This is a genomic window from Cloacibacillus sp. An23 (assembly GCF_002159945.1).
Taxonomy (GTDB): Bacteria; Synergistota; Synergistia; order Synergistales; family Synergistaceae; genus Caccocola.
Window position 1 is genome coordinate 48,903 of record NZ_NFJQ01000011.1, and the last position, 15,690, is coordinate 64,592.

Consider the following 15,690-nt stretch of genomic DNA (forward strand, 5'->3'; position numbering starts at 1 on the left):
TGCCAAGACGGCGGCCCGGACGGACCGCCGTCTTGGCACTGTATGCGGGAGAACGCTAAAAGAAAATGATCTTGACGCAAAGTCCGTATGCTATAAAGAGGCTTAGAAAAACCGCCGCTGAGAGCGTATCCTTTTGAATACGCACATCCTCGCGGAAAGCGGGGCCGTCGTTCGTGTCGATGCGCCGCTCGACCGCCGTGTTTATGAGTTCGACGACGACTGGGGCGAGGGAGGCCAGAAAAACAAGAAAAACGTCGTCCGGATCGCAGTCAAAAAAGAAAGCAATCGCGACGAACCCGGCCGACGTCAGAAACTCATTGCGCACGGCCTTCTCCGTCATAAAAGAAACGCGCAGCCCGTTAAGCGAGTACAGCGTTTTGTTGAATAGGTTTCCGTTCTTCCACTGCTCCAACGCGCACACCCCCGGCGCTAATTATAGCAGAAGCCCAGCGCCCCTTCCCGCCGGCAATATAGTCCGGCGGCGCGTGCGTTTGTATATTTGCCTGCGTTTCGCTATAATAACAAAGTTGTATATCGTGGAGTTCCGAGCGGATTCCATTCTCTTTAGACGGAGGTTTTTTTATGGCGAACGACTATAAGGATACGCTGTTTCTGCCCAAGACGGATTTCCCGATGCGCGCGAACCTGTCGCAGAGGGAGCCGGAATTTCTGAAATTCTGGTACGACATCGACGTTTACGGCGAGCTGAAGAAAAAGAATAAGGACAAGCCCTCCTTCATTCTTCACGACGGGCCGCCCTACGCGAACGCGAGCATCCACATCGGAACCGCGACGAACAAGATACTCAAGGACTTTATCGTTAAATATAAATGGCAGCGCGGATACTTCGCGCCCTACGTGCCCGGCTACGACACGCACGGGCTTCCGATAGAGCTGAAGGTTCTGAAGGAGCTGAACGTCGGCAAGGACGAGATCTCGCCGGTCGAGCTGCGCGCGAAGTGCGCAGCCTACGCGCGTTCGTTCGCGGACGTGCAGACGGGGCAGTTCAAGCGTCTCGGCGTCATCGGCGACTGGGACCATCCGTACATGACGCTCGTTCCGGCTTACGAGGCGACGGAGCTTGAAGGACTCGCCGTGATGGTTGACAAGGGGCTGGTCTATAAGGGACGCAAGGCGATCTACTGGTGTACGGACTGCCAGACGGCTCTCGCCGCGGCTGAGATCGAGTACGGCGACGAGACTTCGCCGTCGATTTTCGTGGCTTACGAATACACCGACGCAGCGAAGGTGTTCCCGGAGCTTGCCGGAAAAGACGTAAACGTCATAATCTGGACGACTACGCCGTGGACTCTGCCCGCGTCGATGGCCGTCGCCGTCCATCCGCGCTACGACTACGGGTTCTACGAGTGCGGCGGCAAGGTGTATCTCATTGCCGTCGGCCTCAAGGGCGAGGTGGAGAAGGCGACTGGCCTCGAGCTCGGAGAGCCTATCCTCGTCTGCAAGGGGCAGCAGCTTGAATTTTCGCTCGCGAAGCATCCTTTCTACGACAGGGCCGTCCCGTTCGTGCTCGCCGACTACGTTACGCTCGACTCCGGCACCGGCTGTGTCCACACCGCGCCCGGACACGGAAGCGACGACTACGAGACCGGCGTCCGCTACGGTATAGAAGTCTACAACCCGGTCGATCCGACGGGACATTATTATGCCGATACGCCGATTTTCGGCGGTATGTCGCTCGCCGAGGGAGAGAAGAAGGTCTTCGAGCTTCTCGAAGGCTCGCACCGCCTTCTCGGAAAACTGAAGATAACGCACTCCTATCCGCACTGCTGGAGGTGCAAGAAGCCCGTCATCTTCCGCGCGACCGACCAGTGGTTCGTCGCGGTCTCCGAGTTCCGCGACCAGGCGCTCAAGTGCATAGACGACGTCAGATGGATACCCGACTGGGGCAAGGACCGCATCACAAACATGGTGCGCGACCGTTCCGACTGGTGCATCAGCCGCCAGCGTACGTGGGGCGTTCCGATTCCGGCGTTCTACTGCGAGGACTGCGGCGAGGTCATCCTGACGGGCGACCGCGTGCGCCGCGTGGCGGAGAAGGTGCGCGAGCACGGAAGCGACTGCTGGTGGACGATGACTCCGGAAGAGCTCGTCGGCGACCTCGCGGTCTGCCCGAAGTGCGGCGGCAAACATCTGCGCAAGGATTCGGACATTATGGACGTATGGTTCGACTCCGGCACAAGCCACTCCGCCGTCCTCGACAACTGGGAGGACCTCAGCTGGCCCGCCGACCTCTACCTCGAAGGCAGCGACCAGCACCGCGGCTGGTTCCAGACGTCGCTTTTAAACAGCGTCGCGACGCGCGGACGCGCACCGTACAGGATGGTGCTCACGCACGGCTTCATAATGGGCCCAGACGGGCAGAAGATGTCGAAGTCTCTCGGCAACGTCATGAAGCCGGAGAAGATAATTGAAAAGAACGGCGCGGACATACTGCGCCTCTGGGTCGCCTCGTCCGACTACCGCGGCGACGTGCGCATCTCGGAGGAGATATTCCGCAACCTCATAGAATCCTACCGCAGGATACGCAACACAGCGCGCTTCCTGCTCGCGAACCTCTCCGGCTTCAACCCGGCCGAGGATATGCTGCCGCACAGCGAGCTCGCTCCGGTCGATCAGTACATACTGCTGAAGCTCGAGCGGCTGCGTTCGCGCGTGATGGCCGGCTTCGACGACTATGAGTTCCATCAGCCTATGACGCTTATCCACCAGTTCTGCGACAACGAGCTGTCGTCGTTCTACATCGACGTGAGCAAGGACAAGCTCTACGCCGACGCCGAACACGCGAAGAGCCGCCGCTCGATCCGCACCGTCATGTGGCAGGTGCTCGAGACCATCACTCAGATGATGTCGCCGGTGCTTTCGTTCACGGCTGAGGAAATCTGGCAGAAGATGCGTGAGATGGATGCGACTCTGCCGCAGAGCGTACTTCTCGCAGACTGGCCCGATCCTCTCGCCGAGGGCATAGACCCGTCGGTGGAGGAGGAGTGGGACCTACTGCTCATGGCTCGCCAGGGAGTGCTCCGCGGCCTCGAAGCGGCGCGCGGCAAGGGCATCATCGGACACCCGCTCGACGCGGAGGTGCAGGTGAAGCTCAGCGACTACTATAAGCCGCTCGCCGGAAAGATAAGCGACGAGACGTGGGAGAACATACTCATCGTCTCCGCCTGCCGTGTAGTAGACGAAATCTCTGGGGCAGAAAACGTCTACGAGGACGAGACGACCGGTCTCACGATAGGCGTAAGCAAGTCGAAGGACGAGAAATGTCCGCGCTGCTGGAAGCACCGTCACGAAGTCGCGGAAAAGGGAATCTGCGACCGCTGCGCCGATGTCGTCGGAAAATAACGAAGAGCTTCTGATAAACGGACTGAGCGAAGAGGGGGAGGGCGAGCGGCCCGCTCCCTCTTCTTTTCAGGAGTTCGAGATAGCCGCGGAGCTTTCAGGCCACAGGCTGGATTTCGCGCTCTCGCGTCTCATTGGGATAAGCCGGGCGTACGCGCAGAAGCTCATTAAAGAAGGCAATGCGGCCCTCACGCCCGAGCGGCGTATTAAGCCGTCGGTCAAGGTCGCGGAAGGCGATAGGCTCGGCGTCGAGATCCCCCCCGCGGAGACGCTTGACCTCGAGCCTCAGGATGTACCGTTCGAGGTCGTCTACGACGACGAGGATATAATAATCGTCAATAAACCAGCCGGTCTCGTCGTCCATCCCGCGCCTGGCCATTGGAGCGGTACTCTCGTACACGGCCTGCTGTTCCGTTATCCCGGCCTGGGCGCGCTCAACGGAGTCCAGCGTCCCGGCATAGTCCACAGGCTCGACGCAACTACGTCTGGGCTGATGGTAGTCGCGCGCAGCGGCCTGGCGCAAGAGGGGCTTTTCAAAGAATTCAAGGAAAGGCGAGTAAATAAAGAATACCTCGCTCTCTGCTGGGGAGAGCCGCCGGCGGCGGAAGGGACGGTCAAATACCCGATCGGGCGCGATCCGTACAACAGGCTCAAAATGGCCTGCGTCGAGGACGGGCGAGAGGCGTGGACGGATTATAAGAAAATATGGACGCGAGGCGGAAAGTCGCTTGTCATATGCCGTCTACACAGCGGGCGGACGCATCAGATTCGGGTTCACATGCAGGCTCTGCGTTGCCCGCTTGTCGGAGACAGGCTCTACGCGCCGTCGCGCCCTTCGCCGTTCGGCCCTGAGCGGCTTTTCCTTCACGCGTGGAAGCTCGGCTTCAAACACCCGCGCACGCACGAGGACATGAGCTTCGTTCAGCCTCTCCCGCCAGAGCTATCCTCTTACCTGGAAGAGCTGCGCGCGGGGACTAATCCCGTTTAGGCGCCTTTTCGCTCCACAGCGACGGCTCTCCGGTTATACTCGAAAATTCCTTATACGTTACGTTCGCCTCGCCGCCGCGTATCGGGCTGACGTATTTGCGGCGCGTGTAGTCCACGCGATGGCGCGGCTCGTTCTTGGCCTTGCTGTAAAAGACCGCGAGCGAGGCGCAGAATGCCGCGAGTTCGCCGAATTCCTCGCTGGTCAGCGTATCCGCCGCACGCAGTACGACGTGGGCGCCCGGCACGCCCTGCGCGTGGAACCACCAGTCGTCGGGCGAGGCGAAGCGGAAGGTCAGCCAGCGGTTGCCCTTCGCGGATAATCCTGCGCAGACTATCGCCTTCTCAAATTCAAAGCGCACATGCGGTGGGAGCTGCGGCTCTTTTTTGCCTCCGCGTTTCTGATTCTGCGTCTTCGACATGCCCAGCTCCTCTTCAAGCATCACGAGCGCCTGCGCTTCGTCTATCGACGAGGCGAGCGCCAGCTCTTCACGCAGTTCGTCGAGCTCTTCTTCCACCTTCCGCACGAGCGACGATGCGCGTTCCTGCGCCGACGTTATTTTCTTGTATTTCGCGAAATACGCAGCCGAGTTCTGAGACGGCGAGAGGCGCGGATCAAGCGGCACTTTGCGTGAAATCTCGTTCCCGGCGTCGTCGTAGCCTGCCAGCTCCGCCTCCGCAGCGCCGTGTTTTATATTCCACATGTTGGCGACTATCAGCTCGCCCCAAAGCTTGAAGCGCGCAGGGCTCCCGTCCGTTAGCAGGTTTCTGATGTCTCCGAGCTGCCGTTCGCGTCGAGTGATTTCTTTTTCGATGTGTTTGACTATATTTTTGCGGCGGCTTTCGATCGAGCCGTCCTTCATTGGCGCGAGCGCGATGAGCGCGTACGTGGAGCCGTCGGGCAGTTTTTCAGCGTCGGGCAGAAGTCCCGGAAGCGCCGTAACATATTTTCCTATCCTCTGCGGCGTCATAGGCGCGCCGGAATCGCAGTAAAGCCCGCGAAGATATTCGGCGGCGAGCGCGGCTGGGTAAGCGGCGAGCAGTTTCAGCAGCGGCCTGCCGACGCCTGCGACCTTCATCAGCGTATCCCTGCGCGGCTCCGCGAGCCATTCCTCGAGCGGCGTTCCTCCGAAGAGCGGCGGCATGTGGTAAGGTACGCCCGGGAGGACGGTCCTGAAGCTGTTGTCAGCGGGATGTACGTGCTTCGCGGTTTCTATGATCGTCCCGTTCTCGTCGGTGATGACGAGATTGCTGAAGCGCTCCATTATCTCGAGCACTAGCCGCCTCTCGGTGGAGAAGCCGGCCCCTATCGTTTTCCTGAATGTGAATTCCAGTATTCTGTCACGGTGGAGCTGCGCGACGGAGACGAGCTGCGCTCCGGTCAGATGGCTTTTCACGGCGTTAGCTATCGGCGGGGTCTGGCGCGCGGCTGCGAGCAGAGACTTCTTGTCGCCTGCGCTGATGACCGCGGCTCCGCAGTTCTGCGCGCCCCACGAGAGCAGCAGCTCAGCGCCGCCGGCGAGCGAGATTATGACGGCGCTGCCTCCGCCGTCGACGCGCTGCGCCCGTCTTCCGGCGAGCGCGGAAAGCTCACGGCTCCAGCTCCATATAAGTTCGGGACCGAAGGACAAGGCTATACCTCCTAACGTAATTTCTCGCCGAGATTATACACCATCGGGGTTTTACTGTAGTCAACTTAACAGACATGTATAGGTTGACATAATCAATGCCTCATGTCATACTTCATTTGTAAAGACGTTGACATAGGAGGCGGGCGGATGAAAGAAAGGGGAAGCGGCAGCAGGGATATGGCGCTGACAGCGCTTTTCGCGGCGCTGATTGCGGTCGGGGCGTTCATCAGAATTCCCGTGCCCGTGGTGCCTTTTACGCTTCAATTTCTTTTCGCGAACCTCGCCGGACTTCTGCTCGGGCCGAAGAGCGGAGCGTCGGCGGCGGGACTTTACATGGCTGCCGGGCTGATAGGGCTGCCTGTGTTCACAGGCGGCGGCGGTCCGTGGTACGTGATGAATCCGACGTTCGGCTACATCGTAGGCTTCGCGGCCGGCGCGTGGATCGCAGGCAAAATTGCGTGGTCGCGCGAAAAAAAGAGCTTTGCTCTGCTTCTCTGCGCGAGCTTCGCAAATATCGCCGTCGTGTATCTCTTCGGCGTCGTCTATTATTGGTTCGCGGCATCGTACTTTGCAGGCTCGCCGGTGGCCGTCTTGACGCTTCTGCTGTACTGCGTGGTTTTGGCTGCGCCCGGCGACGTCGCGCTCTGCTTCGTATCGGCGGCTATCGCCGTAAAAGTCATACCACGCATCGGAGGCGGAAAACATTAATGAAAATCGGCGAATTAAAAGAAAAAATTTTTTCCGGAGAAAGCATAACGAGGGCAGAGGCCCTTTCGCTTGAGAATGCGGATATAGAAGAGCTTTCAAGCGCCGCCGACGATATACGCAGGCGGTTTTCGGGAAGCGGCTTCGACGCCTGCACGATAATCAACGCGAAAAGCGGACGATGCACCGAAAACTGTAAGTTTTGCGCGCAGTCGGCGGCCTACCGCTCCGGCGCTAAGGAATATCCCCTGATAGGCGCCGAAGAGGCATTGCGCGAGGCGCGCTACAACGAGGAACGCGGCATAGGCCGCGTCGCGCTCGTCACCTCGGGAAGAAAGCTAGCCGGCGGCGAAGTGGGGCGCGTCTGCGAAATATACGCTTTTCTCCGCGAGAAATGCGGAATAAACCTCTGCGCTTCACACGGGCTGCTCGGATACGAAGATTTTGTGAAGCTCAGGGAGGCCGGCGTCACGCGTGTGCACAACAACCTCGAGACTTCGCGCCGCAACTTCCCGAACGTCTGCACGACGCACGGCTATGAAGACAAGATAGCGGCGATAAAGGCCGCCATGCGCGCCGGGCTGGAGGTATGCAGCGGAGGGATAATCGGCATGGGCGAGAGCTTCGCCGACCGCGCCGACATGGCTCTCGAGCTGCGCGGGCTCGGCGTGAAATCCGTGCCGCTCAACGTGCTCAACCCTATCAAGGGCACTCCGTACGAAAACATGCCGCCGCTCGGATACGGCGAAATCCGGCGGACTGCGGCGCTCTTTCGGTTCATTCTGCCGGATGCGGCGATACGTATGGCCGGCGGCCGCGGCCTGCTCGCCGACAAGGGGCGCGCCGTGTTCCGCTCTGGCGCGAACGCGGCGATATCGGGCGACATGCTGACGACCGCCGGAATCTCTATCGAGGAGGATATGAAAATGATAAACGAACTCGGCTACGAGGCGAGAAGGCCGTGAGCCGCGCGATATTCGTCACCGCGACTGGAACGGACGTCGGGAAGACCTACGTCACGGCGCTGATTGTAAAAAAGCTGCGCGATGCCGGAATAAACGCCGGTTATTACAAGGCGGCGCTCAGCGGCGCGGAGGAGCGCGGCGGCAAGCTCGTCCCCGGCGACGCGGATTTCGTCGCCCGTATGAGCGGCATGACAGAAGCGCCGGAGAGCCTCGTCTCCTACATTTACAAAAATCCTCTGTCGCCTCACCTCGCTGCGCGCATCGAAGGTGATCCGCCTAATCTTAACGTAATACGCCGTGATTTCGCGCGCGCCCTGAAAAAATACGAATACCTATGCGTCGAGGGCAGCGGCGGCATCGTCTGCCCGATACGCTGGGACGGCGAGCGCATTATGCTCTCGGACATAATCAATGCCTGCGGCCTCTCCGTCGTGATAGTTTCGCCTTCGGGCCTCGGCTCGATAAATTCCGCAGTCCTGACCGCCGGGTATGCGCGCGCGAACGGCATAGAAGTCCGCGGCATAATCATGAACGACTACGACGAAACACAAATCATGCACAGGGACAACAAATATATGATAGAAGAGCTCGCCGGCGCGCGCGTCGCGGCATGCGTGAAACGCGGCGACACGGAGCTGTCCATAAGCGCGGAGGGACTTTGCGGACTTTTCAAGGAGGCGGAAGAAATTGACGCTTGAGGAGAGAGACCTGAAACACATTTGGCACCCGTGCTCGCAGATGAAGGACTACGAGGATCTGCCGCCGATAGTGATAGACCATGGGAAAGGCGTGTACCTCTACGACGTTTACGGCAAAGAGTACATAGACATCGTCAGCTCGTGGTGGTGCAACCTTCTTGGGCACTGCAATCCTACGATAAACGCCGCTGTCAAAGAACAGATAGACCGCCTCGAGCACGTGATATTCGCGAACTTCACGCACGAGCCGGCGATACGTCTGTGCGAGGAACTTTCGGAAGTCGTGCCGCGCGGCCTCACGAAGTTCAACTTCTCGGACAACGGCTCAGCCTCCGTCGAATGCGCGCTGAAGATGGCCTTCCAGTACCAGCACCAGACCGGGCGCCCGGAAAAAACTAAATTCATCTGCCTCTCTGACGGCTATCACGGCGAGACGATAGGCGCGCTCTCCGTCGGCTGCCTCGACCTTTACGCGAAGATATACAAGCCGATGCTTATGGACGTAGAACGCATAGAAGCGCCTGACTGCTACCGCTGCCCATGCGGCAGAGAGCGCGGAAATTGCTCAGTCGAGTGTTTCGCCTTCGCGGAACGGCTCTTCGAGGAACACGCCGCCGAATGCTGCGCCGTCATAGTAGAGCCTCTGCTGCAGGGCAGCGCCGGCATGCGCATCTATCCGGCAGAATATTTGACGAAGCTGCGCGCGCTCTGCGATGAATACAATGTGCTGCTCATAGCCGACGAAATAGCGACCGGCTTCGGACGCACGGGGAAAATGTTCGCCTTCGACCACGCCGGAGTAAGTCCGGACATAATGTGCATATCGAAGGGGCTGACGGGCGGCTATATGCCGATGGCTATAACCGTGGTGACCGACGAAATATACGGCGCCTTCTACGCGGACTATCGCGAAGGCAGGGCCTTCATGCACAGCCATACGTACAGCGGCAACCCGCTCGGATGCTCGGCTGCGCTCGCCGTGCAGAAAATCCTGCGAGAAGATAAAACAATAGAAAAAGCAGCGCCGCGCGCGAAATATCTCAACGAGTTGCTGAACGACACATTCGCGGCGCATCCGAACGTCGGCGAAATCCGCCATATCGGCCTCATAAACGCGATAGAGCTGGTGGCTGACAAAAAATCGAAAAAAGGTTTCGACGGTGAAAAGCGCACCGGCTACGCAATTTACAAAGAAGCTCTCAAACGCGGCCTTATCCTGCGTCCGCTCGGCGACGTCATATATTTCAATCCGCCGCTGACTATAACGGAAAGGGAGCTCGAAGAGGCTGTGGCCCGCGCGAAGAGCGCGCTGGACGCAGTGCTTGGGTGAGATGCGAATTCGTAAGATAAAACGTGTTGACAAAATCGTAAAATGCTGTAAAATATCTCCTCGTGATGCGCGAGTGAATCGCTAGCTCAGTTGGCAGAGCACCGGACTTTTAATCCGGGTGTCCCGGGTTCAAATCCCGGGCGATTCACCACTTTTGCGGTCCTATCGTCCAGAGGCCTAGGACACCGCCCTTTCAAGGCGGCGACACGAGTTCGAATCTCGTTAGGACCGCCATTTCAGGCCTCAATAAGCGGGAAGCATTTGCGGATGTTTCCCGCTTTTTCGTATTTATGGCTTCGAAGATAGGAAAGGGGAGGCAACTGTGGAAATCAACTTGAACGAATGGTGCGGCGAGTTTTTGAGCAAGCTTGAAAAAGTTTTCGGAGACGCGCTGGTTTTTGCCGGGCTTCAGGGCAGCCGGGGACGCGGCGAGGCGGCCGCGGACAGCGACATCGACCTCGTGGTAGTGCTCGCGGAGCTGACCGGGAGGGAGCTGGAGCTCTACTCCGGGATAATATCCTCAATGCCGTACTCCGAAAAGGCGTGCGGTTTCATCTGCGGCGCGGAGGAGCTTCGCGCCTGGAGTCCTTCGGAACTTTTCCTTCTTTATCACGATACCGCGCCTCTGTACGGTTCGCTGGGGTTCATAACGCCAGCCTCTTGGAAGGCGGCTGCGGAAAAGGCGCTCAAGGACGGAGCCTGCGCCATCTATCACGGATGCTGCCACAACCGCCTTTACGCGAGGGACATGGAGACGCTTTCCGCGCTCTATAAAGCCGCCTTTTTCACTGCGCGCGTAAAGCACTATTGCGAGACGGGAATATTCCTCAAGAAAGTAAGCGAGCTGACGCCTGTCGCCGGCGGAGCGGATCTTGAGATTTTGGCTGGTTTCGACGCTTTTCGAAACGGGGAGGCGCGCGCCGGTGATTTTGACAAACTCTCCGACGCCCTCGCAGCATGGAGTTCCGGTGTGATAAAAAGCTCGTAGCGCTTGCTGAACGGGCTGGGCTTACAGCGGGATACATAATTTTACACATGCCGTAAAAGGTCAGCGAAGGGCAGAAAATTTTATTTGTCCTTTGTTGACCTTTTTGTGATAATAGAGTAGAATACCTCACATGGACAGAATGAAAACATTCTGAAAACAAAGCACGGCGGAAGGGCGCTGGAGCGTGCTGTCAGACGAAATACCAGGCTTGCGCTTTAAGCCCGCGAAACGCCGCCTTTTCCATGATTCAGGCAGGCTTGCTGGATTGCATCCCTTCCCGCGCGGGCCCGCACGACAGAGCCCGGCGGACAAAAAATTTGAAACGGAGTGAGCGCGGTGGCTGCGTCAAGTCTTACGAGAAGGATAGAGGAATATATAGGCCATCTTCTTGAAGAAAACGGCGGGGGTACGATTCTGCTTCGGAGGAAAGATCTCGCGGAGCTGTTTGAATGTGTGCCGAGCCAGATAAATTACGTGCTCAGGAGCCGGTTTGCGCCGGAGAACGGCTTTATAGTCGAGAGTCAGCGCGGAGGCCACGGGTATATTCGGGTCGTCCAGCTCACCTTCAAAAGCTGCGACGAAGAGGCCGTCCACCTGGAGGACCTTGTAGGCAACAAAATTTCCGAACAGGATTCCCGCAGGCTTCTGATGAATCTGCAAAACAGAAAAATAATATCCGCGAGGGAGCGCCTCATAATAGAGGTGGCATTGCGCGACCAGGAAGAGAACGGCAAAAATCTGTATGACATTTCGATACATAAAAGAGAGATAATGAGAGCGGCACTGCTCAAAAAATTACTTACTAGCCTTGCGCTTAGTTAGGAGGCGGGTCATATGCTTTGTGAACATTGCGGAACAAGACGTGCGGAGATACACCTCGTCAATGTGGTGAACGGTGAACGGCACGTGCAGCACCTTTGCAGGGAATGCGCCGGAGAGTATTTCAAAATAGACGACGCAACCAATTTAATGAGGATGTCGTTTTCGGTCGAAGGGCTGATGGGGATAGATCAGGCGTTCAGGGATTTGGTCATGCCGGCGCTTCGCAGCGCCTACGCTCACAAAAAGGAAAACCGGCGCGTATGCCCGCACTGCGGCGGCGTGCTGCCGGACTCCATGTTCGAGCGTAAAGACGATGAAACCGCGCCTGTCGAGAACGCGGCCCCGGCGGCGGAAGAAGGCATCATGACCGCCGAGGAGGAGATGTTTTCGCTCGAGCGCAAAATGCGCGAGGCCGTGAAGGCTGAGGACTACGAAACAGCCGCGAAGCTCCGCGACAGAATGGCGGAACTCAAAAATACCGACATAAAAAATACCGACATAAATGAAGCGAATGGAGAACATAACGTATAGATGGCTCAGGATTTTACGGAACGCGGAAAACGCGTATTTCAAATAGCACAAAAAGAGGCCCTCAGAATGGGGCATGACGTCATAGGAACCGAGCATATACTGCTTGGGCTGCTCTATGACAACGACACCATAATCTCGCGGGTGCTCGCATATAACGGGACGTCGCCGGAGGCCATCGTGAGCGAGATAGAGCGCAACGCCGGGGTCGGCACTCCTTACACGGAGCCGCGCGACCTTCCGATGAGCACCCGCGCCAAGTACGTCATCGACCTCGCGATGCGCGAGGCGCGGCGCATGGGCATGAACTACATCGGTACGGAGCATATCTTTCTCGCCATACTCGCGGAAAAAGGCGGAATGGCGGCGCAGGTGCTCGAGGCGCACGGAATGACGCTCGCGGGATGCCGTGCTCTTATCGCGGAGCTGCGCGAAGGCGGCAGAACGGTCGGCTCCGGCGCTCCTAAGGAGCAGCGTCAAAGCCAGCAGGGTGCGGGGCGAGGAACGCCGTCGAACACGCCGATGGTGGATCAGCTTGCGACGGATCTGACGAAGATGGCCGCGAACGGCGAGCTCGACCCGGTCATAGGACGCGCGAAGGAGATACAGCGCGTCGTTCAGATACTTTCGCGCCGGACTAAAAACAATCCGGTGCTCATCGGCGAGCCCGGCGTTGGAAAGACGGCTGTGGCCGAAGGGCTGGCGCAAAAGATCAACTCGGGCGACATCCCGGAGGTGCTTAAGGGCAAGCGCGTCATGCAGCTCAACGTAGCGAACCTCGTCGCCGGCACAAAATACCGCGGCGAATTCGAGGAGCGCATGAGACGGCTCGTCAAGGAAATCAGAGAGACGAAGGGGATCATCCTTTTCATAGACGAGATACATACCATCGTCGGAGCAGGCGGAGCCGAAGGCGCCGTCGACGCTGCGAACATACTCAAGCCGTGCCTAGCGCGCGGAGAGTTCCAGGTAATAGGCGCGACGACGATAAACGAGTACCGTAAATATATCGAAAAGGACGCGGCGCTCGAACGGCGGTTCCAGCCCGTCCAGGTGGACGAGCCGAGTGAGGAGGAGACCGTGCTCATACTGAAGGGGCTCCGGGACAGATATGAGGAACACCACAGAGTGCGCATAACCGACGCTGCGCTGGAGGCTGCGGCTTCTTTATCGAAACGCTACATTACAGACAGGTTCCTTCCGGATAAAGCGATAGACCTGATCGACGAAGCGTCCGCGCGCGCGCGTATAAAGACGCTCGAAGCTCCCGACGAGCTAAAGGCCCTCGAGAGAAGCATAGACGACCTTAGAAAGGAAAAAGAGGAGGCCGCGGCGGCGCAGGAGTTTGAGAAAGCCGCATATCTGCGCGACGAGGAGCGTAAGGCCAAGGAGCAGAGCGAGCAGTGGCGCAGGGAATGGACTGAAAAGCAGAACAAGCTGAAGCCGGAGATAAAGGCCGAGGATATAGCGGAAATAGTCGCGGAAAGCACGGGCATCCCCGTGACGCAGCTTACGGAAGAAGAGAGCCGCCGCCTGCTCCGCATGGAGGACGAGCTCAGAAAACGCGTCATTGGGCAGGACGAGGCGCTTCACGCCGTAGCCAGAGCCGTGCGCCGCGCCAGAAGCGGAATGAAAGACCCGAAACGCCCCGTAGGCAGCTTCCTATTTCTGGGACCCACCGGGGTCGGCAAAACGGAGCTGGCGCGGTCGCTTGCGGAGTTTCTCTTCGGCAGCGAGGACGCCATGATACGTGTAGACATGAGCGAATACATGGAGCGCCACGAGGCGGCCAAGCTGATAGGAGCGCCGCCTGGGTACGTCGGATTCGAGGAGGGCGGCAAGCTTACCGAGGCTGTGCGCCGCCGCCCGTACTCCGTGGTGCTGTTCGACGAGATAGAGAAAGCGCATCCGGACGTATTCAACATTTTGCTCCAGCTGCTCGAGGACGGACGGCTGACCGACGGCAAGGGCCACGTCAGCGACTTCAGAAACTGCGTCGTCATCATGACGAGCAACGTCGGCGTGACGGAGAACATGAAGACGCGGGCTCTCGGCTTCGGCGGCACGGAGAGTGCGGAGGCCGCCGGCAGACGGCAGATGCGCGAGACCGTTATGGAGGCGGCGCGCAAAGCGTTCCGCCCCGAATTCCTGAACAGGATAGACGAAATACTCGTATTCGAGCCGCTCGGACGCGAAACACTTCTGAAAATAGTAGACGTCATGCTGGACGAAGTCGTCAAACGCGCGCGCAGCAACGGCGTCGAGATAGAGGCGGACGAAAGCGCGAAAAAATACATCCTCGACAAGGGCTACGACCCCAAATATGGAGCCAGGCCGCTTCGCCGTACAATTCAGCGGATGGTGGAGGACGAAATATCAAACCGCCTGCTCGAAGGCGCGGTAAGCTCAGGCGACAGGATAAAGGTCACGTCGGATGGCGAACGCCTCGATTTTGAGAAAATATAGCGCGTAAAGCGCACGTCATGGCGAATCCGGGAAGGCCATCCTTCTCGGATTCGTTTTTTTATGCTAGCATATCCGGGACGAAAGCCTAACGTATTCAAGGGGGAGACCAGTATGTCAGTAAAGAAGAAAGTTCTCGCGGGTATTTTGACCGCGTTATGCGCCGCGGCGTTCGCCTCCGCCGGCTTCGCCGAAGAAAAGAGCGCGCCAGCCGAGTCGCCGAAGCCTGTCGTGACGGCGGGACAAGAAACTCTGACCGACAGGGAAATGCTGCAGCTGCTTCAGAGCTCCGCCGGCGGCAACGTGATGATGGTGGGGCTTATGCTCACCCAATCGACGCTCGCCGACAGAGTGGAAATGGCGAATCAGATGGCGGACACTCTGCTCTTTGCGGAAGGCGCGCGGCTCGAGGGCCTGGCCGAGCGCGATGACATCGCCTTCAGATTGAAATGGCAGCGCGTACAACTATTGGTCGAGGCGTACATACAGGAACGCAGCGCCAAATGGGACATGAGTGAAAAGGCTTTGAAGAATTACTACAACGCGCATAAGGACGAATTCGTCCAGGCCGCAGGCGCGCACGTGCGTCACATCCTTACCTCGTCGGAAAGCTCGGCGACCAACGCCATACTCGACATCTACAAAGACAAGGACTTCGCCAAGACGGCTGAAAAATTCAGCCGCGACACAACCACGGCGGCGCGCGGAGGAGACCTCGGCTGGGTCGAAAAAGGCATGATGCCGGAGCCGCTCGCCTCCGAGATAGAGAAAGCGCAGCTCAAATCGCTTTCCGCCCCTGTCAAGACAGACCTAGGCTGGCATGTATTCGAAGTGCTTGAGCGCCGTCCCGAGAAACAACTGACATTTGACGAGGCGCGCAAAGAGGTCGAACAGCGCATGCAGATGTACTACATCGACGAGGACTTGAAAGCGCTTCGTGAAAAACTCGGCGTCAAAGTTGACGAAGCGGCGCTCGAAAACCTCGCCGGCATTCCCGCGGCGCCGGAAGTCGAACCGGCCCTGGAGCTCCCGGAGGAAAACGCCGCTCCGGCGTCAGGCGACGTAACGCCGCCGGAAGCCGAAAAGCAGTAGCGGATCACGTTACGAATCTTCAGATTCAGATATTATGAAGCCCGGCCCTAAAACGCCGGGCTTCATGCTTTTATATGGTGTCGCGCGGCGGCGCGGCGCTTGGTATAATAGACGGCGGCACCGC

At 58.4% G+C, this 15,690-nt stretch carries 13 protein-coding genes and 2 tRNA genes; 13 read left to right on the forward strand and 2 right to left on the reverse strand.

Going from position 1 to position 15,690, the window contains the following annotated elements:
- Positions 1-55 precede the first annotated feature (55 nt).
- Positions 56-412, reverse strand: coding sequence for a diacylglycerol kinase (locus B5F39_RS11430; protein WP_087367637.1), 357 nt, complete (start codon positions 410-412; stop codon positions 56-58).
- 170 nt (positions 413-582) lie between these two features.
- On the opposite strand from B5F39_RS11430, the gene ileS reads away from it, so the two are divergent.
- Entirely contained in the window at positions 583-3,363 is a 2,781-nt protein-coding gene (ileS, locus tag B5F39_RS11435; RefSeq protein ID WP_087367640.1) for an isoleucine--tRNA ligase, read from the forward strand.
- Positions 3,347-4,348 carry an RluA family pseudouridine synthase gene (locus B5F39_RS11440; protein WP_087367643.1) on the forward strand — a complete coding sequence of 334 codons (1,002 nt, stop codon included), beginning with the start codon at positions 3,347-3,349 and terminating at the stop codon, positions 4,346-4,348. Before ileS ends, B5F39_RS11440 begins: the two co-directional genes overlap by 17 nt.
- On the opposite strand, the gene B5F39_RS11445 is transcribed toward B5F39_RS11440, so the two are convergent.
- Positions 4,335-5,975: an NFACT family protein gene (locus B5F39_RS11445; RefSeq protein ID WP_087367646.1), complete on the reverse strand. Its 1,641-nt coding sequence runs from the start codon at positions 5,973-5,975 to the stop codon at positions 4,335-4,337. The genes B5F39_RS11440 and B5F39_RS11445 overlap by 14 nt on opposite strands.
- A gap of 147 nt (positions 5,976-6,122) precedes the next feature.
- Here B5F39_RS11445 and B5F39_RS11450 point away from each other — a divergent pair, with 147 nt between their 5' ends.
- From B5F39_RS11450 to B5F39_RS11500, 11 genes are all read left to right on the forward strand, one after another.
- Entirely contained in the window at positions 6,123-6,683 is a 561-nt protein-coding gene (locus B5F39_RS11450) for a biotin transporter BioY (protein ID WP_087367649.1), read from the forward strand.
- Positions 6,683-7,645, forward strand: a complete 963-nt coding sequence (gene bioB, locus B5F39_RS11455; RefSeq protein ID WP_087367652.1) for a biotin synthase BioB — start codon at positions 6,683-6,685, stop codon at positions 7,643-7,645. Before B5F39_RS11450 ends, bioB begins: the two co-directional genes overlap by 1 nt.
- Positions 7,642-8,343: a dethiobiotin synthase gene (gene bioD, locus B5F39_RS11460; RefSeq protein WP_087367655.1), complete on the forward strand. Its 702-nt coding sequence runs from the start codon at positions 7,642-7,644 to the stop codon at positions 8,341-8,343. Before bioB ends, bioD begins: the two co-directional genes overlap by 4 nt.
- Positions 8,333-9,673, forward strand: a complete 1,341-nt coding sequence (gene bioA / locus B5F39_RS11465; RefSeq protein WP_087367659.1) for an adenosylmethionine--8-amino-7-oxononanoate transaminase — start codon at positions 8,333-8,335, stop codon at positions 9,671-9,673. The genes bioD and bioA overlap by 11 nt, the downstream gene beginning before the upstream one ends.
- Positions 9,674-9,748: 75 nt before the next feature.
- Positions 9,749-9,824, forward strand: a tRNA-Lys gene (locus tag B5F39_RS11470).
- A 7-nt stretch (positions 9,825-9,831) separates the two neighbouring features.
- Positions 9,832-9,907: transfer RNA gene (locus B5F39_RS11475), tRNA-Glu, on the forward strand.
- An 88-nt stretch (positions 9,908-9,995) separates the two neighbouring features.
- Positions 9,996-10,661, forward strand: a complete 666-nt coding sequence (locus B5F39_RS11480) for a nucleotidyltransferase domain-containing protein (protein WP_158096035.1) — start codon at positions 9,996-9,998, stop codon at positions 10,659-10,661.
- Between the two features lie 336 nt (positions 10,662-10,997).
- On the forward strand, positions 10,998-11,483 hold the full coding sequence (locus tag B5F39_RS11485; RefSeq protein WP_087367663.1) for a CtsR family transcriptional regulator: 486 nt from the start codon (positions 10,998-11,000) through the stop codon (positions 11,481-11,483).
- Between the two features lie 12 nt (positions 11,484-11,495).
- The gene (locus B5F39_RS11490) at positions 11,496-12,014 is read left to right on the forward strand and encodes a UvrB/UvrC motif-containing protein (protein WP_087367666.1); all 519 of its coding nucleotides are present in this window, start codon (positions 11,496-11,498) and stop codon (positions 12,012-12,014) included.
- Entirely contained in the window at positions 12,015-14,477 is a 2,463-nt protein-coding gene (locus B5F39_RS11495) for an ATP-dependent Clp protease ATP-binding subunit (RefSeq protein ID WP_087367669.1), read from the forward strand.
- Between the two features lie 111 nt (positions 14,478-14,588).
- On the forward strand, positions 14,589-15,566 hold the full coding sequence (locus B5F39_RS11500) for a peptidyl-prolyl cis-trans isomerase (protein WP_158096036.1): 978 nt from the start codon (positions 14,589-14,591) through the stop codon (positions 15,564-15,566).
- The last annotated feature ends 124 nt before the right edge of the window (positions 15,567-15,690 follow it).

Bases quoted from the DNA above. Each gene is read 5' to 3' on its own strand.
- bioB (WP_087367652.1), top strand. From the start codon at position 6,683: ATGAAAATCGGCGAATTAAAAGAAAAAATTTTTTCCGGAGAAAGCATA.
- ileS (WP_087367640.1), top strand. From the start codon at position 583: ATGGCGAACGACTATAAGGATACGCTGTTTCTGCCCAAGACGGATTTC.
- B5F39_RS11495 (WP_087367669.1), top strand. From the start codon at position 12,015: ATGGCTCAGGATTTTACGGAACGCGGAAAACGCGTATTTCAAATAGCA.
- B5F39_RS11450 (WP_087367649.1), top strand. From the start codon at position 6,123: ATGAAAGAAAGGGGAAGCGGCAGCAGGGATATGGCGCTGACAGCGCTT.
- B5F39_RS11490 (WP_087367666.1), top strand. From the start codon at position 11,496: ATGCTTTGTGAACATTGCGGAACAAGACGTGCGGAGATACACCTCGTC.
- B5F39_RS11500 (WP_158096036.1), top strand. From the start codon at position 14,589: ATGTCAGTAAAGAAGAAAGTTCTCGCGGGTATTTTGACCGCGTTATGC.
- B5F39_RS11440 (WP_087367643.1), top strand. From the start codon at position 3,347: ATGTCGTCGGAAAATAACGAAGAGCTTCTGATAAACGGACTGAGCGAA.